At 35.7% G+C, this 23,151-nt stretch carries 19 protein-coding genes and 2 pseudogenes; 18 read left to right on the forward strand and 3 right to left on the reverse strand.

Translation table 11 applies throughout. From position 1 onward, the window contains the following. Positions 1–163 precede the first annotated feature (163 nt). From SAGCYANO_RS21650 to hpsO, 4 genes and pseudogenes are all read left to right on the forward strand, one after another. Positions 164–667 carry an Rpn family recombination-promoting nuclease/putative transposase gene (locus tag SAGCYANO_RS21650; RefSeq protein ID WP_202221951.1) on the forward strand — a complete coding sequence of 168 codons (504 nt, stop codon included), beginning with the start codon at positions 164–166 and terminating at the stop codon, positions 665–667. Next, positions 655–897 (forward strand): PD-(D/E)XK nuclease family transposase, encoded by a 243-nt coding sequence (locus SAGCYANO_RS47885; protein WP_202221952.1) that lies wholly within the window; start codon positions 655–657, stop codon positions 895–897. The genes SAGCYANO_RS21650 and SAGCYANO_RS47885 overlap by 13 nt, the downstream gene beginning before the upstream one ends. A gap of 575 nt (positions 898–1,472) precedes the next feature. Continuing rightward, positions 1,473–1,622, forward strand: a pseudogene (locus tag SAGCYANO_RS50565) (DUF4351 domain-containing protein); the annotation flags it as partial. Between the two features lie 368 nt (positions 1,623–1,990). Then, positions 1,991–3,157: a hormogonium polysaccharide biosynthesis glycosyltransferase HpsO gene (gene hpsO, locus SAGCYANO_RS21665; protein ID WP_202221953.1), complete on the forward strand. Its 1,167-nt coding sequence runs from the start codon at positions 1,991–1,993 to the stop codon at positions 3,155–3,157. Positions 3,158–3,562: 405 nt separating this feature from the next. On the opposite strand, the gene SAGCYANO_RS21670 is transcribed toward hpsO, so the two are convergent. Together SAGCYANO_RS21670 and SAGCYANO_RS21675 are read right to left on the reverse strand one after the other, a co-directional pair. After that, positions 3,563–4,075: a hypothetical protein gene (locus tag SAGCYANO_RS21670; protein WP_202221954.1), complete on the reverse strand. Its 513-nt coding sequence runs from the start codon at positions 4,073–4,075 to the stop codon at positions 3,563–3,565. Then, a complete protein-coding gene (locus SAGCYANO_RS21675; protein WP_202221955.1) occupies positions 4,072–4,527 on the reverse strand; it encodes a hypothetical protein in 456 nt (151 codons plus the stop codon). The genes SAGCYANO_RS21670 and SAGCYANO_RS21675 overlap by 4 nt, the downstream gene beginning before the upstream one ends. 349 nt (positions 4,528–4,876) lie before the next feature. Between SAGCYANO_RS21675 and SAGCYANO_RS21680 the strand changes: the two are divergent. The 14 genes and pseudogenes from SAGCYANO_RS21680 (at position 4,877) to SAGCYANO_RS21745 (ending at position 21,574) form a co-directional block, all read left to right on the forward strand. Further along, a pseudogene (locus tag SAGCYANO_RS21680) lies at positions 4,877–7,479 on the forward strand (M1 family aminopeptidase). A 213-nt stretch (positions 7,480–7,692) separates the two neighbouring features. After that, the gene (locus SAGCYANO_RS21685) at positions 7,693–7,890 is read left to right on the forward strand and encodes a hypothetical protein (RefSeq protein ID WP_202221956.1); all 198 of its coding nucleotides are present in this window, start codon (positions 7,693–7,695) and stop codon (positions 7,888–7,890) included. Positions 7,891–8,229: 339 nt separating this feature from the next. After that, entirely contained in the window at positions 8,230–9,222 is a 993-nt protein-coding gene (locus SAGCYANO_RS21690; protein WP_202221957.1) for a hypothetical protein, read from the forward strand. A gap of 213 nt (positions 9,223–9,435) precedes the next feature. Next, positions 9,436–10,839, forward strand: coding sequence for a CHAT domain-containing protein (locus SAGCYANO_RS21695; RefSeq protein WP_202221958.1), 1,404 nt, complete (start codon positions 9,436–9,438; stop codon positions 10,837–10,839). A 36-nt stretch (positions 10,840–10,875) separates the two neighbouring features. Further along, a complete protein-coding gene (locus SAGCYANO_RS21700; RefSeq protein ID WP_202221959.1) occupies positions 10,876–11,223 on the forward strand; it encodes a hypothetical protein in 348 nt (115 codons plus the stop codon). 17 nt (positions 11,224–11,240) lie between these two features. Continuing rightward, positions 11,241–11,945, forward strand: coding sequence for a hypothetical protein (locus SAGCYANO_RS21705; protein ID WP_202221960.1), 705 nt, complete (start codon positions 11,241–11,243; stop codon positions 11,943–11,945). Continuing rightward, positions 11,900–12,388, forward strand: a complete 489-nt coding sequence (locus SAGCYANO_RS21710) for a hypothetical protein (protein WP_202221961.1) — start codon at positions 11,900–11,902, stop codon at positions 12,386–12,388. Before SAGCYANO_RS21705 ends, SAGCYANO_RS21710 begins: the two co-directional genes overlap by 46 nt. A gap of 14 nt (positions 12,389–12,402) precedes the next feature. Then, entirely contained in the window at positions 12,403–13,563 is a 1,161-nt protein-coding gene (locus SAGCYANO_RS21715; RefSeq protein WP_202221962.1) for a MoxR family ATPase, read from the forward strand. Positions 13,564–14,516: 953 nt separating this feature from the next. Beyond that, positions 14,517–18,401 (forward strand): SAV_2336 N-terminal domain-related protein, encoded by a 3,885-nt coding sequence (locus SAGCYANO_RS48835; protein WP_202221963.1) that lies wholly within the window; start codon positions 14,517–14,519, stop codon positions 18,399–18,401. A 201-nt stretch (positions 18,402–18,602) separates the two neighbouring features. Next, entirely contained in the window at positions 18,603–18,842 is a 240-nt protein-coding gene (locus SAGCYANO_RS21725; protein WP_237396486.1) for a four helix bundle protein, read from the forward strand. A 34-nt stretch (positions 18,843–18,876) separates the two neighbouring features. Continuing rightward, positions 18,877–19,212, forward strand: a complete 336-nt coding sequence (locus SAGCYANO_RS21730; protein WP_202221964.1) for a XisI protein — start codon at positions 18,877–18,879, stop codon at positions 19,210–19,212. A gap of 503 nt (positions 19,213–19,715) precedes the next feature. Then, positions 19,716–20,066, forward strand: a complete 351-nt coding sequence (locus SAGCYANO_RS21735; RefSeq protein WP_202221965.1) for a hypothetical protein — start codon at positions 19,716–19,718, stop codon at positions 20,064–20,066. A 96-nt stretch (positions 20,067–20,162) separates the two neighbouring features. After that, complete coding sequence (locus SAGCYANO_RS21740; RefSeq protein WP_202221966.1) at positions 20,163–20,483, forward strand: PIN domain-containing protein; 321 nt, start codon at positions 20,163–20,165, stop codon at positions 20,481–20,483. Between the two features lie 206 nt (positions 20,484–20,689). Next, the gene (locus tag SAGCYANO_RS21745; protein ID WP_202221967.1) at positions 20,690–21,574 is read left to right on the forward strand and encodes a formylglycine-generating enzyme family protein; all 885 of its coding nucleotides are present in this window, start codon (positions 20,690–20,692) and stop codon (positions 21,572–21,574) included. Between the two features lie 196 nt (positions 21,575–21,770). Here the strand turns inward: SAGCYANO_RS21745 and SAGCYANO_RS21750 are convergent. Next, positions 21,771–23,151: ATP-binding protein (locus SAGCYANO_RS21750; protein WP_202221968.1), on the reverse strand; the 1,381-nt coding region annotated here is incomplete at its 5' end.

Consider the following 23,151-nt stretch of genomic DNA (forward strand, 5'->3'; position numbering starts at 1 on the left):
AGTAAGAAGGTAATAATTCAAAAGTCAAAAGTCAAAAGTCAAAAGTAAGAATTAAAGAAAATCAAAAGTCAAAAGTAAGGATTAAAAAAGTTACAAGTTAAAAGAAAGTCAAAAGTCAAAAGTAAGAATTAAAGAAAGTTACAAGTTCAAGGAAATTGTTTATATGAGATTTATTAATCCTAAAACAGATTATGCCTTCAAAAAAATCTTTAGTTCTGCACAGAGTAAAAATATTCTGATTAGTTTTCTGAATGCACTACTCTATGAAGGTCAAAATACTATCCGTGACTTAGAATTTATTGATACATATCAACCAGGGTCAGTAGCCATTCTCAAAGATTCATATTTAGATGTGAGAGCTAAACTTGATAATGGCTCCACAGTCATTATTGAAATGCAGGTATTAAATATAGAAGGTTTCAATAAACGGGTTATTTACTATGCTGCAAAAGTTTATGTTAATCAACTCCAGCGAGGTAAAATTTATACAGGTCTAAAACCAGTAATTTCTTTAACTATTGCTGATTTTACGATGTTTAAGGAGAGTGAAAAAATTATTACACGCTTTGCATTTAAAGAATGGGAGAATTCTTTTGTTTATCCAGACAGCGATATAGAACTATTTTTTGTGGAGTTACCTAAATTTAAGAAAAATTGGCAAATTTAGAAAGTATTACAGATAAATGGCTCTACTTTATGAAACATACTAATAGTTTGGAGGTCGTACCGGAATCAATGGAAGTAGTTCCTGAAATTAGTCAAGCTTTTACTATTGCTAATGAGGCTAATTTAACTATAGATGAATTGCAACAATTGGAAAAGCAAGAGCAATTTATTCTTGACCGGAAAGGAGCAATTGCTTTTAGTAAAGAAGAAGTTCAAGAATTTAGAATTTAGAATGCGCGAATTTAGAATTACCTCTCCTTGAAAAGAAAAGGATTGGGTTATATCAAATCCGGTTAAATAACCTCACAATCAATAGATATCTCCAGTAGGGAGTAGGGAGTAGGGAGTAGGGAGTAGGGAGTAGGGAGTAGGGAGTAGGGAGTAGGGAACCCACCCCTAACCCCTCCGGTGGAGGGGAATAATTGATAATTTATGTAAGATAATTGATTTTATTTTTTATTATTGCAGATGCCTAATAGCTTAAAATCCTGATTATGACGTTATTGGATCTATGTGCAATTAGGCGGATTTGATATTAAAAGGAATTTTTTTCTTCTCTTGGTCTCATGGATATGGCGAGGGGACCCGTTCTTGCAGACCCGCTCCGCTGTTAGCGTTTGCGGTAGCATTCCGGAACGGAAAGCTTTGCGGTAGCAAACGCCATCCCACCCTACGGGAAGCTCCGCTAACGACCGCTGTCTTGGTCGATTGGATATGGCGAGGGGACCTCGCCATCCCTCGACCGCTTTTTTCTCCATGAATGGAGAGGCTTTATACCTTAATTTTTCGGTAAAAGAGAGGGTCGTGAAGAAGGAAGAAGGGAATTAATTCTAAGTTTAATAGAACGTTTATTAGGCAGAATTGATGCCAATACAAAAGAACGCTTTAATCAATTATCAAATAGGGAATTAGAAGTATTAAGTCAGGCAATGTTAGAATTCAAAAATGTATCTTAATTTATACCAATTCGACCTGATGTTGCGCTTAATAAAAGATAACAGCTATTAGTAAAATTCAGGTTTTGGTAAGAATTATTAAGCGGATTGTTACAGAGAAATGGTATTAGTAGCTTGGTTAGAGCAAGTCAGAGATGAAGAGTGACACAAATAGGTAGTAAATAGGGAAACTATTTTTTTGATAAAAAATCAAGATTTAAGTAATACTAAGAGAAAATTAACATCATACAAGGGAGGGCGAATGCCATATACAAGGGAGGACGAATGCGATATACAAGGGAGGGCGAATGCCATTCGCCCCTACAAGCTGTTTTCTAAAAATTCTAACACATACTCCTTCATCAATAGTAAATTATCCAATAAAAACCATGAAAATATTAGTAGCTAGCCACACTTATATTGTTGACTTAAACCGGGAAAAGTTACGCGCTTTAGCTCACCTTGAACCAGGGATTGAAGTTACGGTTGTTGTTCCTAAACGTTGGAACCCTAAAGGAGTACAAAGTCAAATCGTTGAAACCCAATTTATTGATGAGGGTTCTTTTCAAGTAGTACCGATTTCTAATTACAGTGAAAATAATCAAGCTTTACTGACTTTCGGTCCTGACTTAATTAGTTTGCTACGAAAATTCAAGCCCGATATTATTCAAGTAGAACAGGGTTCTAAAGCTTTAACTTATGCTCAATTTATTACTTTTAATAAGCTTTTAGGACTCAAAGCTAAAAATCTATTTTTTACTTGGTGGAATTTACCTTATACTCTCAAGTTTCCCATTTCTTTACTAGAATCTTATAATCTCAAAAATACTGATGGAATTGTTGCTGGAAATAAAGATGGAGAAGATATTTTAAGAGAACGAGGCTATAAGGGGCCGATTAAAGTTATGCCTCAATTGGGGGTAGATGAAAGTTTGTTTAAACCAGAATCTCAGCCAGAATTAAAAGATAGTTTGGGAATTAAAATTGATGATTTTGTGGTGGGTTTTGTAGGTCGTTTTGTTGAGGAAAAGGGATTACTCACATTAACTGAAGCCTTGGCAGGTTTACGAGAAAAACCTTGGAAATGGTTATTATTAGGAAGGGGTGAGTTACAATCGACTTTGTTAGAAAAAGCAGCAGAATTAGGAATTAAAGACAGACTAATTTTAGTAGAAAGTGTGCCTCACGACCATGTACAAAAATATATTAATCTGATGAATACTTTAGTATTGCCATCAGAAACTACTTATAAGTTTAAAACTTTAACTTCTGTGGGGTGGAAGGAACAATTTGGTCATGTTTTAATTGAAGCAATGGCTTGTAAAGTGCCTGTAATAGGTTCTGATTCTGGAGAAATTCCTTATGTAATTGGGGATACTGGTTTGGTGTTTCCAGAGGGAAATGTTGAGGAATTGAGAAGTTGTTTAATGCAGTTGATGGAGCAAAAAGAATTAGCTGAGGGATTAGGGAAAAAGGGTTATGAAAAAGCAATGAATCAGTATACAAATCAAGCTTTGGCTAGGCAGTTATTTAATTTTTATCAGGAGTTGATGTAATTTCAAATTTTAAGCATAAATAAAGAAGGGAAGACAAGATTTTAATCAGGGTAAGAGTATCTCAATTATTCTTGACACAAGGAATCAGAGGAGTCTATTGTAGACTCAAGAAAACAACAACAGAGAAGTTGAATCATATAATCGTTAAATTTTGTGTATTCAACTTTTACCTTCCACATAGTATTCTATCTGCTAGGTTGTCTACTAGCGCGTCTGTAAGTATTCAGCTATTAGTAGTTAGCTATCAGCAATTAGTAATGAAAATTACTTCTTAGGTTTATAAATGGGACTTTGGCAGTAAATTTTTATTCTTTCTCAATTTAAAAGGTTGCTTTTACCTTCTCCAAAATTAATATTAATAGCTGATAGCTAATAGCTGAATGCTTACGCGAGTCTTATTTAAAATCAATATTCTAGTTGATATTCTTTTGGATAATCTTGAATCAATATTTCTGGATATTCCCTAACAATTTTTTGATTATTTTCAACATAAAAGCCATCAGTTATTCTATCAATATATTCTTTTTCAGAAACAAGTGATTTTTGAGTATCATTGACTATTAATCTATAAAGTAGTCCTAATACATTTACAATATACTTATTCTTTGTCTTAATAATTAATTTAATCTTATTAATGGCTATTGTTCTATGAAGTTTATTAACATCAAATTTTTCATTGACTCTATCAGATAATAAGCTGGTGTCAAAATTTTCGATTTTATCTTCTAGGATATTTTCTAACTGAGAAATGATATTTTGGGCATTTGAGCGAAACTGTTCGTATAGAAAAATATGAACTTTGGGAAAGTTATCTTTATAAAGTTTAATTAATTCGTAATAACATAAATCAATTAAATTGATATTGTGTGATAGATAGTTGTAAGATCGAGTATTTTTATTCCACCTAAATTTATTCATGGATAAATCATCTTTATAATCATCGTAAGTATATTCTTTTTAGAATACCAAATATATTTTTTGATATTTCCTGTATAACCCATTTTTACTGCTTGATTATAGCTAGACATAAGCAGAGATTGCTGACCTCTAAGAAAAATAATAATTTCTGCTTGAGGAAATGCTTGTTTGAGTCGTCTAACAATTAGAGTTCTATTAATAGTCAAATTAGTCCCACAAAATATCTCATCGGAAATAAGTATTTTGGATGCGGCTATTTTCCCTATTTCTTTTTTTATTTCTTCTGGATCATAATAACAATCATCTGCATACTGTAACTGATTAAAAGTCTTACTTTGTTGAGTATAGGGTCTACTAATCAAAGTTGTATTATTGAGTCTGGGAAAAATTTTATCCTGTAAAAAAGTTGTTGCTGTCTTAGGCAAACCTACATGAATAAAAGTGCGTGTCATTCTAGATTCTCCTTGAAAAGATAAGTTAATTATGAAAATTTTAACAATAAATATGCAATACTGATATTTTATTTATGAAGCTTTTGTCAAGCCAGCTTTTCAGTTAGGGAGTAGGGAGTAGGGAGCAGGGAAGAAATTTAAAAGATACTCTTGAGAAACACTTGTTCCCTGTTACATATATTAAAATACAAATTTTGATAAATATTAAATTAGTATCAATTAAGGATAAAAATATAGGATAATCTTATAATAGTATTCTAAAGTTATCTGGATATTGCTGTCAGGGTTACGACTAAGAGATATACTAGATTTTTGTCCAATACATATACATATCAATCAATCACATCGAATGTCCAATCTCTACTTTGATTCTGAAAATAATTCCAAATCTTTTGAATTACCAGGTGCTAAACCCCATTATAACCCCGATCGTCCAGGCCAAGTAGAACATATTTTCCTCGATCTAGAACTCGACATTCCTAATCACAGTTTTCATGGCAATTGTATCATTAGTATAAACCCTGTACGGAGTGGCATTGATAAATTAACCCTTGATGCGGTTGACTTAGAAATTCAATCTATTAAAATTAACGACACTGAACAAACTTTTGATTACGACGGCGAAGAATTACAGATTTATCTGCAACCAGCTACTGAAGCAGGTAAACGAATAAAAGTAGCGATCGCCTATGCTGCAAACAACCCTCAACGAGGTATCTATTTCATCACTCCCGACAAACATTATCCAAACAAACCCACCCAAGTCTGGACTCAAGGGGAAGACGAAGACTCTCGTTACTGGTTTCCCTGTTTCGACTACCCCGGTCAACTATCGACATCAGAAATTCGTGTCAAAGTACCCCATAAATTTATTGCTATCTCCAATGGCGAACTTATCAACACCGAAGAAAGTGAAGATAGCAAAACTTATCATTGGATGCAAAAACAAGTTCACCCGACATATTTAATGACTTTAGCAGTGGGTAAATTTGTCGAAATTCAAGATGAATGGAATGGTATACCCGTTACTTATTATGTAGAAAAAAAACGTGAAGATGATGCTCTACGAACTATGGGCAAAACTCCCCAAATGATAGAATTTTTTAGTCAAGAATTTGGCTATAAATATCCCTACCCTAAATATGCTCAAGTTTGCGTTAATGAATTTATTTTTGGAGGGATGGAAAATACCTCTACAACTTTACTGACAGATAGATGTTTACTAGATGAAAGAGCAGCCTTAGATAACCGTAATTCTGAAACTTTAGTGGCTCACGAACTTGCTCATCAATGGTTTGGCGATTTAATTGTCATTAAACATTGGTCTCATGCCTGGATTAAAGAAGGAATGGCTACCTACTCAGAAGTATTATGGACAGAGCATGAATATGGTCAAGATGATGCTGCTTATTATCTATTGAAAGAAGCTCGAAGTTATATTGCTGAGGATAAATCTCGCTATCGTCGTCCGATTGTTACTAATGTTTATCGGGAAGCAATAGAGCTTTATGACCGTCATCTTTATGAAAAAGCTGCTTGTGTTTATCACATGATTAAAACCGAATTAGGAGATGAATTATTTACAAAAGCCATTCATACTTTTGTGAAAAATAATGCTCATAAAACGGTGGAAACTATCGATTTATTAAGAGCAATTGAACAGACAACAGGACGGAATTTATTATTCTTATTTGACCAATATGTTTTTCGGGGCGGTCATCCTGATTATCAGGTTAATTACTCTTGGGATGGTGATAGTAAATTAGCTAAAGTAACAGTCAAACAAACTCTGGTAAAAAATGATAAAAATGGGGATTCAAGTAAAGAATTATTTGACCTAAAAATTCCTATTGCTTTTGGTTATCTCAAAGAAGAAAAACCAGAATTGACAACCTTTACTGTACGAATACATGAGCAGGAACAAACCTTTTATTTTCCCCTGGCAGAAAAACCGAAATTTATCAGTTTTGATGTTGGTAATAACTATCTCAAAACAGTGAAATTGGTATATCCATTGGCGGAGTTAAAAGCACAATTAGAATTCGATCCAGATCCTACATCTCGTATTTATGCTGCCGAAGCGTTGGTGAAAAAGGGTGGTTTAGAAGTTGTGAAAGTATTATCAAAGGCGCTGATAGAGGAATCTTTTTTGGGGTGTGCGCCTTGAGGTGGTGAAGCAACTGGCAAAAATTCAACTAGACCAGGTTTTTTGATAGTTTGGTTACAGGTTTAAACGACGAAGATGCTCGGGTGCGTCGTGCTGTAGTGGAAGCACTAACACAAATAAAAACCAATAAAAGTTATCAGCAACTAAAATCTATAGTGAAAAATGGCGATGCTAGCTATTATGTAGAAGCTGCTGCTGTGTCTGGAATTGGGGATATTGCTGCTGCCAATGCTAACTCTGATCGAAAGCCAACTGAGGAAAAGGTAATTAAATTGTTGAAGTGGGTATTGGCAGAAAAACGGGGTTGGAATGAGGTAGTGCGTTCTGGTGCTATATCAGCGTTGAGTAAGATGAAGACTTCTGAAGCTGCTCTAAATCAGATTCTGAAATATACTGTTATTGGTGTATCGCAGACGTTACGTTTGAGTGCTATTCGTTCTCTAGGGACAATTTCTACTGCTCAGTCTCCTGTTAATTTGGAACGTATTTTGCAACGACTAACGGAATTATCACGGGAAAATTTTTTCTTAACTCAGATGTCTGTAGTAGCTGCTTTGTCGCAAATGGAAACTGCTACAGCGATTTCAATTTTGCAGAGTATAGTCGATCAAACTACTGATGGTCGAGTACGTCGTCGAGCTGAGGAAGCGGTACAGAGAGTGCAGAAAAATATTGGTTCTGATAAGGCTTTGAAACAGTTGCGTCAGGAATTTGATAAAATCAAAAAAGAAAATCAGGAATTGAAAAGTCGCTTGGAAAATTTGGAGGCTAAGGCTAAAGAGTAAAGGTTAGTCTTGTAGATGTAGTGATTTAGTCTGGAGTAAGGGAACAGGGAACAGGGAACAGGGAACAGGGAACAGAGAGGTTGTCTGAGAAGTCTCATTTGCTACATCACTCGCCCCCTAAATCCCCCATTCAACAAAAAGCGAAGCATCTTCTGGCTTCCCCCTTTCCAAGGGGGACGGGAGGGGGATTCCAAGGGGGACTTTTACCAGCTAATGAATTCTTGTTCCCCCCAGAATTGGCAGGGTCTATTTATTGTCACTAGAGAAAAATTGATGGGGGGATGGGGAGATAGGGAGATGGGGGGATGGGGAGATGGGAGATGGAGATATTTGTATATTTGCACAATTAAATGTACTTCAGCACAATTAAATGTACTTCTTATGAATATTCTCGCTACGACAATGAATTAGCCCTGCCCAGAATTGGCTTGCTCGGGGGGCAAATTCAGTATTAAACAACTTTTCAGATATCCTCTAAGTTTCCTGGTTCACCTTTGATCTAACCTCGCCCCCGCGTATCCCCCAAAATTGGGGGACTTTTAACAGCTAATGAATTCTTGTTCCCCCCAGAATTGGCTTGCTCGGGGGGCAAAATTCAGTATTAAACAACTTTTCAGATATCCTATAAGTTTCCTGGTTCACCTTTGATCTAACCTCCTCTATAATTTCTATTTCTCCTGACTCCTGACTCCTAACTTTACCAAAAGACTTTTGAGCGCAAACCCTAAACATTATTTCCCCAAAAAATCAATGACAAATCATAAATTTAACCTACCTAACTTTGATGACGCAGAAGATTTGCTTAATGATTTATTTGAAGCAGTAAGAAGCAAGGAAAGTGAATTAGCAGGAGGAGAAATTCAAGAGTTAAAAAGAGGAGCAACTGCAATTCAAAGATTGAAGGAAACTACTGTTAAATTTGGCAATCCTCGTAGTCGATTAATTCCTCTTACTGCAAAAGGTTTTGAAGCAAAGGGAATAGAGTTGAATTACGAAATTAAGCAGTTAATGAAGCAGTTTGATTTCTATTCTATGGTTGTGAGTATTGATCCAAAACCTCAATCAAGTGTTTTGATTTCAAAGTTAGAGTGTCAGCTTGATTTTAGTCCTCAAGGAAAAGAGGAGGTAATAGTACATCGTATTATCCCAAATAGTAAATGGCAAACGGTATTAAAGACAGGAGTCAACTTGAATTTGGGACTAGATGCCAACTTAGAAGTGGGATTTGGAGTTGATGTTTCTGAGTTTACTAAAATAGTTAATCTTCCTGATTATGACAAGTTAAAGGCTAATATAGGAACTAACAATGAACTTAAAACATTTATTGTTTTAGATAGCTTAAATTATAGATTGGGTAAGTTTAATCTTTTTGCTCAGGGAGAAGATAATTCTCGGTGTTACTGGCGACTTGAAAAACCAGAAATTCAGGATAAATCTACTGTGAAATTTGACATTATTTTCAAAGTTCCTAAAGGATGGGAGTCTGTTGATTTAATTGGTAATGTCTGGATTGAACCAAGTATTGATTGGCTTAATGGTGAATTAATTGATGTAATGTCAACTTTACCAGATCATTTAAAAAATTTGTTTGGGAGTAAAGATAAAGCAGCTAAGAGTTTTGCTGTTGGGGTAAAAGAAGAATGGATTGGTGAAAAGCAAATTATCTTACCTAAGAGGTTGTCTGAGAAGTCCCATTTGCTACATCCAAGCCCCCTAAATCCCCCAAAATTGGGGGACTTTTAACAGCTAATGGATTCTTGTTCCCCCCAGAATTGGGGGGCTAGGGGGGCAAAATTCAGTATCAAAAAACTCTTCAGATATCCTCTAAACCCTAGTGTCACTACGCGGAAGTCAGAAGTTAAAAGTATTGATTTCAGGACTTACGCATAGACAGTAAATCTATTGAGGGCGAATGCCATTCGCCCCTACATAAAACCCTACATAATTTATCTGACAATGAATCAATATTTTTATCATATTATTGTTCCTAATGAGAATACGGTTAGAGTGAGAAAGTTAACTCCTCAGTTAGCTGACAAAGAGCAGTCAACAGGAAGGTTAAATCTCGCTAAAATGAACGATAAAATTAGAGAAATTATTAAAGATCCTGCTAACTTAAAAGGTGGACAAATTACTAAAGTGGGAGAAGCTTTGTTTGAGGCTTTGTTTGATAGTGAATTAAGGGAAGATTTTTTAGCATACTATCAAGAAGTTGTTAAAAAGCAACAACAAATATTAGCAGTTATTTTAGAAATAAATGAGATGGCAATGCCAGAAGTGGTAGCTTATCCTTGGGAGTTAATGTGTTTACCTCAGAAATATAATCAGGGTGAAGTTTATTTTGCAACTGACCGTAAATTAAACTTTTACCGCTGTGGATATCAACTAGAAGAATCAGATAAACTATCTATTAATATTAATGAAGGAAAAAAACTAAAAATTGCTTTGGTTGTCTCTAAACCGACGGCTGATTCTCAATTAAGTAATGTGGAATATCAGGGAGTACAGCAATACTTAAAACGAGTAGATAGTCAACAAGAGCAAGTGGAATTTATGCCTGTTATGGATGGTCTAAATTTCTATGATATTGTAGAAAAATTAGAAGCAGATAAACCGGATATTTTTCATTTTATTGGTCACGGTCAATTAGTTGAGAAGGAAGGAGAAGAAGTAGGGCAAGTTGCTTTAGTTAATGAATTGGGTGAAGCTGATTGGAAAGATGCTAGGATGTTTGGTCAATTGTTTAGTGGTAACACACCTAAAATTGTTGTTTTACAAGCTTGTGAAACAGGAAAGCAATCTGAAACTAATGCTTTTAGTAGTGTTGCTTCTCGTTTAATGTTGCAAGGAATTCCAGTAGTTATAGCTATGCAATATAAGGTTTCTAATCAAACGGCGATTAGTTTTGTGAAAGAGTTTTATGCAAAAATAATTGAAGGTAATTCTGTTGAAATAGGGGTGCAGAAGGCTCGGTTTAAATTAGGTATTGAGAATGGGTATGATAAACGAGATTTTGCTATTCCTGTGGTGTATATGAATGCTTTGGATGGTTATTTATTTTCAAAAGAATCTAAATATAAATCCTCAAATGAGAAAACAAATAGCTTCTCGAACTTAACAGATGCACAAAAAAGAAAACTTCGTGAAGAGATAGAAAGAGTATTAAGTGAGGATAAACTAAGAACAATATTTATTGAATATGAAGAGAAATTTGGAAGTAACTTTTATCATCAAATTCCTGGAGATAATTATCGTACAAGATTGATTAATTTAATCAAGGAGCTAAAGAATCAAAAACTTATTCATGATTTTATTGAAATTGTTAGGCATGAGTATCCTAATGTTGCTCAAGATTTATAAACTGTACATAAAAAGATTAATTTAAGTATATAAAAAATGAAATTAACTGATAACCAAAGAATTAAATTTCGTGAAGGAATTGAAAGTGTATTATCGGAGGATAGATTAAAAGGTATATTACTTGAACATGAAAATGAATTTGGATGTAATTTTTATAATCAAATTTCTGGAGGCGACTATCGAACTAGAATTATTAATCTGCTAAAAGAATTGGAGAATCAAAGAAAATTAAGAAATTTGATAGAGATTGTTAGTAAGGAATACCCATCAATTAAAGAACGTTACTTAATATATGCACAACTATCTTCTCTTATATTTTTACTGAAAGAAATATTTAAAGGATATCAAAATTTTAGAGATTTTTTCAAGATTTTGACGATATAGATGAATTAGAAAATCATTTGTTAGAATTAACTGAAGAAAGTAATAATACTCAGCTTTTAAGTGATATAGATAATTCGCTTCTTAACTCTTATCCAGGTTTTATAGACTTTGTAGAAAAATATCTAGATAAAATTTTGAATGCTCAAAATATCAAGGATAATCTCAAGCAAAAATTGAGAAAATGGATAGAAATAAATTGTCCAGATGCAGCAGTTACTCCCGAACAGCAAATATCATCTACTCTCCAAAGCTATCTTTTGATAACTATTTTCCCCATGGGAGGTAAAACCAAAAATAATTTAAAACCACTTCTTAATGTTCGAGCTGAGTTTATTGAGAATTGGGGTCAAACTCAAAATACTCAAGTTGAGCTAAAAAAAGAAGATATTAAGGAAAATGGATATTCAGAACAAGAAATTCCTAATATTATTTATAAATTCATTGAGATAGTTCAAAATGAATATCTGTACTCCAAAGTGTTTGGAGGTAAACACTTTGATTTAAAAGTTGAATTATTTTTAAATAAAGAACTTTTTACTAAAGATTTTGAGTTTAAGATTCCTGATGCTCTTAGAGAAGACCAAAAAGCTATTTGTGAAGAATATTCTGTAATTTTACGTTCTTTAGAGCGATTATATCCAGAGCAAATAAATTGGCTAAATTCTTGCAATAAAAAGTGGGAGACAATAAAAAAAGAAACAAGAATAGCAGAAAAAAATTAGCTTTTGAAGATGAAGATAAATTAAGTACATTACTATCTAATTCACAACAAAGAAAACAGCTAGGAATTAAATTAGAGGATAAAATGATCCTAAAAATATCTTGTGGTTTACCTACATCTCAATCTAAAAGATTTCATTTATTTAAAATTATTTTAGAAAATGGTGTCCCTTTATGTTTATGGATAAAAAGTAAAACCAAGAGAGATAAATTAGATGATTTGCATTATAACTTTCTCGTAAATAAACTAAATAATTTAATAGAAGTAGAAGATTTACAAGATGTCAACAGATTATATGCAAAAATTTTTGATATTCGTAAAAGACACCTTGCTGATACTTGTAAAAAAAGATGTTTAGGTTATCATTTAAGAATTTTGTGCGATTATACTGAACGAAGACCAATTAATCTGCCTACTTTTAATCAACTAATAACTAATTATTAAAAAAGGAGAAAGCAATGGTTAACAATCAACCCCAAAACGATATTACAGAAAATCAGAAAAACTGGCTTTTTTTCTATGGTGATGGAAACAGTCATAATGTTAATATTGCTGACCTTCCTGACCCTCCACCTTGGCGAAAATTTAAAGAAATTAAACAACCTAAATCAGAACAAACAGAAAAATCTCCAGAACTAATAGAACTTGAAAAACAATGGCAAACTATTCAAGATTTAGCAAATTCTGAGGCAAATAAACGTGGTATAGAAAAGGGTCAAAAATTCCGTATTTATTCCCCAGAAACAGAAGAAGATGATTGTCAAGAACCACTGGTTAATGTTGTGGATGCAGTAAATGCTGCAATATATTTACGACGACCTCTTTTAGTAACTGGAAATCCTGGTTCAGGTAAAACCTCTTTAGCTTATGCGATCGCTTATGAATTAAAATTAGGGCCAGTATTGAATTGGGCCATTACAGCTCGTTCTACTTTGCAGGATGGACTTTATCGTTATGATGCGATCGCTCGATTGCAAGATTCCCAGTTGGATAAAAATCAACCACAAGATATTGGTCAATATGTGACGTTGGGTCCGGTTGGTACAGCTTTTTTACCATCTCTGCATCCGAGAGTATTATTAATTGATGAGATAGATAAAAGTGATATTAATTTACCTAACGATTTGCTACACTTATTTGAAGACGGAAAATATGAGATTCCGGAATTAGTCCGTTGGGCTGATAAATCTCATACAATGGATAATAATCAACAAAAATCAGTAAAAGTCCGCACGGAAGATATAGGTATTAAAGCTTCTATTATACGGGGAAGAGTTGATTGCTCCAGCTTTCCCATTGTGATCATGACTAGCAACGGGGAACGAGACTTTCCTCCTGCTTTTGTGCGCCGCTGCTTGCGAATAAGAATGCCAGACCCAGATACAGCAGCTCTTAAAACTATTATTAATGCTCATTTTCAGGATGAGGAACAAAGTGAGAATATGAAAAAAACAACGGAGCAACTCATTGAAGCTTTTTTAGAAAAAGAGGAACAGGAGCGAGCAAACGATCAGTTATTGAATGCTATTTATATTCGTAATAATCTTAGTCCAGAAGCTTTTACTGATGATTTACAAGCTTTATTATTGAAAGGTTTATCAACTACAGATGAAGTTTAACAGTACGTTCAATGATTAATAATTACCTTTCCTTGAGAGGTTGTCTGAGAAGTCCAATATGCTACATCCAAAGCCCCCGCGCATCCCCCAAAATTGGGGGACTTAAAGATAGCAAATTGACTCTTGTTCCCCCCAAAATTGGGGGGTTAGGGGGGCACCAAAGTTGGGGAGCTAGGGAGGCAAAATGTTGTCTGAGAAGTCCAATATGCTACATCCAAAGCCCCGCGCATCCCCCAAAATTGGGGGACTTAAAGATAGCAAATTGACTCTTGTTCCCCCCAAAATTGGGGGGTTAGGGGGGCACCAAAGTTGGGGAGCTAGGGAGGCAAAATGTTGTCTGAGAAGTCCAATATGCTACATCCAAAGCCCCCGCGCATCCCCCAAAATTGGGGGACTTAAAGATAGCAAATTGACTCTTGTTCCCCCAAAATTGGGGGTTAGGGGGCACCAAAGTTGGGGAGCTAGGGGGGCAAAATGTTGTCTGAGAAGTCCAATATGCTACATCCAAAGCCCCCGCGCATCCCCCAAAATTGGGGGACTTAAAGATAGCAAATTGACTCTTGTTCCCCCCAAACTTGGGGGGTTAGGGGGGCAAAATTCAGTATCAAAAAAACTTTTCAGATATCCTCTGAAAACCCGATAATCAGCGATAGAACTCCGTTCCGCTTACGCGACCAAAAAACTTTATCCCTTTTAACCTTTTGTTCCCTTTTACCTTCCTTCCACTAAAGTATAAGTATTCAAGCGGACATGATATATAGCGTTTCTCAAATTGGTGAGTACAGTTTTAGATCCCCCCTAACCCCCCTTAAAAAGGGGGGAACTGTTTAACTTAAAAAGGAGAGAACTGCTTAAAAGAGGGGGAGGTTTCAAAGTCCCCCTTATTAAGGGGGATTTAGGGGGATCATAAATGTACCTCATCTTTATGAAAAATGCTGTAACCAGAGAAAAATATGACTGATAAATTTGACCGTTTAATTAGGTTATTAGAAAAAGAATTGAAGCTCACAGGAACAGAAATCACTGAAATTCTTTGGTTAGCAATGCAGCGTCAATCTCATGCTTCTACTCACAGCAAAAAAATACCTTCTGAGGATGAAACAACAACAGAAGAAAGTAATAAAGTACCACCGACATCTTCTTCTGTAATACCAGAAAATCCCACATATCCAAAAATTACTGAAAGGAATTCTTACGCTGAAGTTGCTCCCAAAACTGATTCTGTATCTTCCAAGAAAAGTGATTTACCCATAAAAGTTCCTGATGTTTCTTCACTGCGTCACCCTCTTAAGATTGCTAGAGCTTTTCGTCCCCTCATGCAATATATTTCTTATGGTAAAGCAGATTTATTAGATGAAGAAGCTACTGTTGAAAACATTGCCGAATTGGAAGGAATTTGTGTTCCTATTCTCAAATCTCCCCTAGAACTTCAATTTGATTTAGCTTTAGTGGTAGATAGAAGTGATTCTATGATTTTTTGGCGACAAACAACTCAAGAATTACAACAATTGTTCAAACGTTATGGTATTTTTCGGAATGTACAAACTTGGGGAATGGTGACAGATACCGAAGGAAAAATTCGCCTGAAACAAGGAATTAAGCAAAACAGTTATTCCCATAATTTTTATTCTCCTCAAAAACTTATCGATCCTACTGGTCGTCGTTTGATTTTAGTGGTTAGTGATTGTGTTAGTAATATTTGGCGTAATGGTAAGGCTTTTTCTTTGTTAGAGAGTTGGGGAAAACATAATGTTGTGGCAATTGTGCAAATTTTACCAGAACGGTTGTGGTTAAGAACAGCTTTGAGTTTAGGTGCAATGGTGCAGTTAGATTGTTTACAACCTATTGTGCCTAATAGCAACTTATTTATCAGAGAAATTTGGTTTGGGAGCGGTGATAATTTACAAAATGGGATAAAAGTTCCTGTCTTTAGTTTAGAACCAGAACTGATAGAAACTTGGAGCGAAATGGTAGTAGGCAAAGGAACTATTGGTGCTGGTGGTTTTGTTTTTTACTCTTCATTAAAACAAGAACAAAAGCAAATAGTTGAAAATACAGAAATAGAAAGTTTAACCAGTAAAGAACGGGTGTATAACTTTGAGATGAGTTCTTCAAAGATAGCACAAAATTTAGCGAAATTACTCTCTGCTGCACCTGTAATTAATTTACCTATTGTACGGTTAATTCAAAAAAATTTCCTCAGTGAGTCTCAACAAGTTCATGTAGCAGAGGTCTTTCTTGGCAATATTCTCAAACCTAAATCTTTGATTACTCCTGACACTAATTCTGATGAAGTTCAATATCAGTTTATTGATGAAGAAGTGAGAGATATTTTGCTTAAAAATAGTCCGAGAAAGAATTCTGAAGAGATTATTACTGTAATTTCTCAGGATTTTGCCAAGCGACTAGGTAAGAGTCTCCAAGAATTTTTGGCATTGCTGAAAAAACCTGATGAGTTAGAAAGATTAAAAACTGAAAATAATGTTGCAGATTTAGATATTAAATATTTTGCTACAGTCACAACTAAAGTTTTAAAAAGATTAGGAGGAGCTTATGCTCGCTTTGCTGAAGAAATAGAAAAATCTCAAGATGAAATCCCGGGTAATACTGCTACGTCAAAAGGTATTAATTTAGATAATTTTGAATCATTTGAATTTACAACTAACGTTGCTACTATTGCTAAATTAAATACTATTTTATTAGTTGAAGACGAACAAAGGGTAATCCAAGAAGTATCAGAAAATTTATCATCCCAATATGACATTAACGTCATAGGAACAGATAGTGTCAATGAAGTTATTGAATTAGCAGAATTAGGTGAAATAGATTTGATTTTAATTAATTATGATTTACCTAACAGTCGCTACCAAGACAGACAAGTTAATGGATTTGAAATGATCGGGATTTTGAAGGCTAATTATGATATTTCTCCAAACTTACCTATTGTTGGTTTCTCCTCTAGTATGAGACGTTTTTTACCTCTAAATTTAGCTGATGAATTTGTTAAACGTGGTGCAGATGGTTTTTATTCTAAAAAAGAATTGTTGCTTAATAATGATTATAAAAAGTTCGTTAACTATCTCGAAGAAATATTTAATCAAGCCATTGAAACTGCACACTATCTACCAGAAAAGAATTATGCGATCGCTATCGGTATTAACCAATATAACCATCTACCATCCCTACGATATCCTTACGCAGGTATGTATGGAAAGGTGATGCAAGCTTTTACCAAGCAGCAAAACTTTAGCGAAGTTTTCTCTTTAACAGAAGGAACTTTTGTAGAAGTGGAGGAATTTTTGGCTGCGACATTTGAGAAGCTTTTTCTCTCCACAAAGGATAATTTGTGGTTTTTCTTTCGCGGTCACGGCCGCTTGACACAAGGTGTTGAATATCTCATGCTAGCAGACAGTAAAACTAAGGAAATTACAGAGACTGCAATTTCTCTTAATTCTATTGTTGAACGACTACTATCTTCAGGTGCAGGAAGGGTCATTTTATTCCTGGATATGGACAGACTCTCCAGTGAAATTTCTCTCTCCCCTACTTCTACTTTGCCGATAGAAGATGATCGAGGACTTATCATTTTCTATGCTTGTGAACAAAATACCGCAGCTTATGAAATTGAGCAACTTCAGCAGGGAAGCTTTACCTATGCTTTACAAGAAGCACTATCATCAACCCAAGGGAACTTGAGTATTAATCAACTTCAGCAGTTTTTGAGCGATCGCGTTCCTGAACTTAACCAACAGAATGGTCTAGGGATGCAAACTCCACAAACATTTATTTCTACTAGAAACCTGGGAGAATGGGTTCCCTTTCCTTCAAACTTTCAGGTTTTTCAGTATGCAACACCTACAGTCAACCGACGGGGAGAAATTATTAAGCAAGATACTAAGCTTGTCCAATATTTCACCGAAACCCTTGCAGACGGTATTGACCTAGAAATGGTAGCTATTCCTGGTGGTAATTTTACTATGGGTTCTCCTGTAGGAGAGAAAGATAGTAGGAGTTATGAACGTCCCCAACATTATGTAACTGTATCTCCCTTCTTTATGGGTAAATATCCCATTACTCAAGAACAGTGGAGAGCGATCGCTTCTCGAAAAGACTTGAAAGTAAATTTAGATTTAAACCCAGAACCCTCTCGTTTTAACGAACCATACCAAAATATAGATAGATGGCAAAGACCAGTAGAGCGGGTAAATTGGTATGAAGCAGTAGAATTCTGTGAAAGACTCTCAAAACTAACTCGAAACAATTATAGACTGCCGAGTGAAGCAGAATGGGAATATGCGTGTCGTGCTGGAACGATTACACCTTTTCACTTTGGAGAAACTATTACAGGAGAATTAGCTAATTATGATGCGTCAATAACTTATGCTGATGAACCAGAAAGAGAATATAGAAAACAAACTACCCCTGTAGGCCAATTCCCTCCTAATGTCTTTGGATTATATGATATGCATGGGAATGTGTGGGAATGGTGTGCGGATGACTGGCATAATAGTTATGAAAATGCTCCAACTGATGGGAGTGCTTGGCTTGATAATAATAAAAGAGAAAACATGAATAATAGACCTCCCCAGGAATCAAGGTCTAACAACTTTTTCAAAAGGATGAGAAATACAGTATCAAATATTTTTAATCAAAATGAACCAGAGTCTAGCAGTAATGATAATGATGAAAAAGAAAAGTATACCGTGCTGCGGGGCGGTTCCTGGTACCTCAATCCTAATTACTGCCGTTCCGCTTTTCGCAACGACAGCATTAGGCGCGTCATCCACGACGACCTTATTGGTTTTCGTATTGTATGTTCTGGCGGGAGAACGGTTTGACAGTTATCAGTCATCAGTTATCAGTTATCAGTAACAGTTTGAGAGTTGGCGGTTTCCTCACAAAACTAAGGATTAAGAAAAGCTTATGAGTGTAAGTAACAGTATTGTTTACCAGAAAGCTTACCAATTTGCTATTAGAATTGTCAAAGCTTATAAATATTTGACTGAGGAAAAAAAGAATATGTATTATCCAAACAACTGTTGAGAAGTGGAACATCTATTGGAGCCAACATAGCAGAAGCTAATGGAGGCATATCTCAAGCTGATTTTAGGGCGAAAATGTCCATAGCTTACAAAGAAACCCTGGAAACAAAGTATTGGTTATCTCTTCTAAAAGATACTGACTATATTGAAGAAAAAGCATTTGAAAGTATTCATCAAGATGCAGATGAGATTGGCAAAATCTTATTTTCCATCATTAAAAGGACTGAAAAAAACTGATGACTGATAACTGATGACTGATAACTGAAAAGCAATGGATAACTTAGTTCAATATCGCGCTATTATTCAACAGGAACTCAAAGAATATACAGAAATTCCTTATGCTCACGGGGATTTACAATGCCGTTTAATTATTAGTGAGGATAGGAATGATTTTTTATTAATTACTCAAGGATGGGAAAATGACATACAAGTTCATGGGTGTTTAGTTCATATAGAAATTATTGGGGATAAAATCTGGATACATCGGGATGGTTTAGAGGATGGAATAGCATCCGATCTACTTAGAGCAGGTATTCCTAAAAGTCAAATAGTCTTGGGTTTTCATCCCCCAGATGTGCGAGTGTTTACAGAATTTGCAGTCAATTAATTATAGCAATTCCCACAGCTATGAGGTACGTTTACGATCCCCCTAAATCCCCCTTGAAAAGGGGGACTTTGAAGACTCCTCCTTTTTTAAATAGTTCCCCCCTTATTAAGGGGGGTTAGGGGGGATCTAAAACAGAATTTGCAGTCAATTAATTATAGCAATTCCCACAGCTATGAGGTACGTTTACGATCCCCCTAAATGCCCCTTGAAAAGGGGGACTTTGAAGACTCCTCCTTTTTTAAACAGTTCCCCCCTTATTAAGGGGGTTAGGGGGGATATAAAACAGAATTTGCAGTCAATTAATTATAGCAATTCCCACAGTTATGAAGTACATTTACGATCCCCCTAAATGCCCCTTTTCAAGGGGGACTTTGAAGACTCCTCCTTTTTTAAACAGTTCCCCCCTTATTAAGGGGGGTTAGGCGGGATATAAAACTGTATCTCATAGATTAAAGAAGTGCTATACTAGACACTAATTAATCTAAAATAGAGCCAAAAATCTTATGAAAAACGTTAAAATCGACGACCTAGAAAAACAAACTTTATTAGCTCAAAAAGAACTGATTTCTATAGAGCATGAAGGAAAAACAATTGGTTATTATTATCCAATAGGCGATCGCGAAGTAGCAAAAAAAGCCAAAGAAGAACTTGACAGAATTACGGAAAAAACATTACATCCCACTGGATTAACAGAAGAAAGAATAGCAGAGTTGCGTAGTAATCTTGATTACGAAGCAGCCAAAAAAGCAGCAGAAAAACTTGACATACTTATGGAACAAATATTAGCTCAGACAGGGTTAACAGAAGATGAATATGTATCAATGTTTATGAATGCAACTGAGGATGAGGAATAATGCATCTAGTTGTTGATACAAACATTTTAGTAGCTGAACTGCTAAGAAAGCGGGGAAAAGCTTTAATTAATTCGCAAAACTTTGAATTATTAAAAGATGAAAAATGAAGCTGAATACGAATTACAAAAGCGCGTTTCCATAAGAATTAATAAAGGTAACTTAACTCCAGAACAGGGACAATTTCAATTAGAACTAGCTCTAGGACTAATTAATAATAGAATTACCACTGTCCCTTTATCTGATTATCAATCATTTGAAGCAGAAGCAAGAAAGCGTATTCCTAGAGACCCTAATGATTGGGAAACAGTTGCCCTAGCGTTAGCGTTACCTGCAGCAATTTGGACTGAAGATTATGACTTTTTTGGTTGTGGATGTCCGACTTGGACTACTCAAACTTTATTGCTGCAAATTAACTAACCAAAGCGGGCAAGATGCCTGCACTAGAAGATAAAAAAGAAGTACACACATCGCGGGCAAGATGCCCGCACTACAAGATTTTCAACATTTACCTTCTACATTATTTACCCTAAATATTATGAATAATCTTAAATTAAACGACTGAAAAAAACAATTTTTATTAGCTCAAAAAATTGATTAGACTTTGTATTGTCAGAATATAAATTATGCTGAAAACACTTCCAATCAAACGTCAAAGCAAAAGGTTCCGAGGTTACAGGGAATATATTGATAAAGTTCCTCTAGAAATGGTATTAATCCCTAATGGAACCTTCACAATGGGCGCGCCAGAATCTGAAGAGGGGAGTAGCAGCAGAGAAAGACCCCAACATAATGTAACTATCTCGGCGTTTCTAATGGGGCGTTACCCTGTTACTCAAGATCAATGGAGAGCGGTCGCGCAAGCGGAACGGAGTTCTATCGCTTCTCGAACAGACTTGAAAGTAAATTTAGATTTAGAAATAGATCCTTCTTATTTTAAAGAACCATATGAAGGTATTGATAGATGGCAAAGACCAGTAGAGAATGTGAATTGGTATGAGGCGGTAGAATTCTGTGAAAGACTCTCAAAACTAACTGGAAAGAATTATAGACTGCCGAGTGAAGCAGAATGGGAATATGCCTGTCGTGCTGGAACGACTACACCCTTTCACTTTGGAGAAACCATTACAACAGACTTAGCTAATTATCAAGGGACGGACAATAAAGAAATGAAATGGTCAGGCTCTTATGGGGAAGGACTCAAAGGAAAATATCGGCAACAAACTACACCTGTAGGCTATTTTGATGTAGTTAACTCTTTTGGACTAAGTGATATGCACGGAAACGTTTGGGAATGGTGTACAGATGAATGGCATGATAATTATGAAAATGCTCCTACTGATGGCAAACCTTGGCTAAATGGTGATGATAGTCGTTCACCGCTGCGTGGCGGTTCCTGGTTCAACAATCCTGATTTCTGCCGTTCTGCGTATCGCTACTTCGACGTTAGGCGCGACATCCACGACTTCAATATTGGTTTTCGTATTGTATGTTCTGGCGGGAGTGAATGAAGTCAGAAGTCAGAAGTTTGTTTGCGCAGCATTCCGCAGGAAAGTCAGAAGTTTTGGAATAGGGAAATATTGATTCGTCGGCGGGAGGTTTTGAATAAGTGAAATATATAAAAAAGGGTAACGAACCCAAAGATTTAGCAAAATTTAAAGCATCTGCTTGAACAGGAGAAAAAGTCAACACACTATCTACAACCATTCACCCATCATCAAAATCAAGACACTCTTTAATAAAAGTTTTCAACTGTTTAAGCTGGAAACTATTCGCTAGTTGCAAAATTTCTTGGGCAAAAGGAGAAAAAGTCACATCCGATGCTAGAAGCTCTTCAGCTACCTCCACAACACTTTGAATATCACCATCTTCTACTAAAGTGAGTAATTCTTGTAAGACTTCCATAGCTGGAGCAACAATTTCTTCACTTTTTCTAACCTCAGTCACCTGAGCTGATGCTGTGCTCTGTTGCTCATAAACCCACTCTAAGTCGAGACACTGCTGTAAAATTTCTAATAATCTGTCAGTCTCTATAGGTTTGGGCAAAAATACATCCGCTCCAGTTTCCATTGCCTCTTGTTGATTACTTTCAAACACACTAGCAGAAGAAGCGATCGCCACCACATCCTTCAACTTTTCCGAACTGCGGATATATTTAAGCAATTCATAACCGTTCATTACTGGCATCATTAAATCAGTAATCACCACATCCGGTAGAGATACCATCATTTTTTCTAGAGCTTCCTTTCCATTTTTCGCTTCACTCATTTCAAAGCCAAGCATTTCTAACAAGCTCACCACCACCGAGCGATTTTCCGAACGATCATCAACAACTAAAACACGGTATTTTTTACCTCGATAACCCAATATAGTTCCCAGGTTGAGAGTTCTCGAAGCCATTGTCCATTCTTGTGCTTCTGGAACTTCCAGAGCGAACCAGAAAGTACTGCCTTTACCTACTTCACTCTTTACTTCCAGTTCACTATCCATAAGTTTGACAATCTTTTGACTAATAGCTAACCCCAAACCCGTGCCTTCTGTCTGTTTTTGGCGATCGCCCACCTGTTCAAATGGCAGGAATATTTTCTGTTGTTGTTCTGGGGTCATACCTACTCCTGTATCTTTGACTTCAAAGTGCAGGCGATATCCATCTGACAACTTTTGTGTGGTGACACAAAAGGTAACGCTACCAATATCGGTAAATTTAATCCCATTGCTCAGGAGATTGATCAATACCTGCTGTAGTCGTTTTTCGTCAGCACGAATGCATATCGGTAAATTTTCATCAGGTGCATAGTAAAAATTTATGCCTTTTTGTTCGGCTCGAATGCGACATATTTCCGCCACTCCTTGGAGGAAAGAGGGAAAATGAAACTCCCTTGTCAAGAGGTCGAGTTTGCAGGCTTCAATTTTGGAGAGGTCGAGAATATCATCGATCAACTTCAGCAAGTGAAGGCCACATTGTTTGATAATATCAAGATCTTTTTTTTCTTCCTCACTAATGGTTTCAGAATGGTGAAGAATTTGAGCATAACCAAGAATACCGTTAAGGGGAGTGCGGAGTTCATGGCTCATATTGGCAAGAAAT

Origin of the sequence: Okeania sp. KiyG1 (genome assembly GCF_014132355.1) — a bacterium.
GTDB lineage: Bacteria > Cyanobacteriota > Cyanobacteriia > Cyanobacteriales > Microcoleaceae > Okeania.

Bases quoted from the DNA above. Each gene is read 5' to 3' on its own strand.
- SAGCYANO_RS21730 (WP_202221964.1), top strand. From the start codon at position 18,877: ATGGATAACTTAGTTCAATATCGCGCTATTATTCAACAGGAACTCAAA.
- SAGCYANO_RS21735 (WP_202221965.1), top strand. From the start codon at position 19,716: ATGAAAAACGTTAAAATCGACGACCTAGAAAAACAAACTTTATTAGCT.
- SAGCYANO_RS21700 (WP_202221959.1), top strand. From the start codon at position 10,876: ATGAAATTAACTGATAACCAAAGAATTAAATTTCGTGAAGGAATTGAA.
- SAGCYANO_RS48835 (WP_202221963.1), top strand. From the start codon at position 14,517: ATGACTGATAAATTTGACCGTTTAATTAGGTTATTAGAAAAAGAATTG.
- hpsO (WP_202221953.1), top strand. From the start codon at position 1,991: ATGAAAATATTAGTAGCTAGCCACACTTATATTGTTGACTTAAACCGG.
- SAGCYANO_RS21685 (WP_202221956.1), top strand. From the start codon at position 7,693: ATGAATTCTTGTTCCCCCCAGAATTGGCAGGGTCTATTTATTGTCACT.
- SAGCYANO_RS21715 (WP_202221962.1), top strand. From the start codon at position 12,403: ATGGTTAACAATCAACCCCAAAACGATATTACAGAAAATCAGAAAAAC.
- SAGCYANO_RS21695 (WP_202221958.1), top strand. From the start codon at position 9,436: ATGAATCAATATTTTTATCATATTATTGTTCCTAATGAGAATACGGTT.
- SAGCYANO_RS21690 (WP_202221957.1), top strand. From the start codon at position 8,230: ATGACAAATCATAAATTTAACCTACCTAACTTTGATGACGCAGAAGAT.
- SAGCYANO_RS21740 (WP_202221966.1), top strand. From the start codon at position 20,163: ATGAAAAATGAAGCTGAATACGAATTACAAAAGCGCGTTTCCATAAGA.
- SAGCYANO_RS21650 (WP_202221951.1), top strand. From the start codon at position 164: ATGAGATTTATTAATCCTAAAACAGATTATGCCTTCAAAAAAATCTTT.
- SAGCYANO_RS21675 (WP_202221955.1), bottom strand. From the start codon at position 4,527: ATGACACGCACTTTTATTCATGTAGGTTTGCCTAAGACAGCAACAACT.
- SAGCYANO_RS21670 (WP_202221954.1), bottom strand. From the start codon at position 4,075: ATGAATAAATTTAGGTGGAATAAAAATACTCGATCTTACAACTATCTA.
- SAGCYANO_RS21745 (WP_202221967.1), top strand. From the start codon at position 20,690: ATGCTGAAAACACTTCCAATCAAACGTCAAAGCAAAAGGTTCCGAGGT.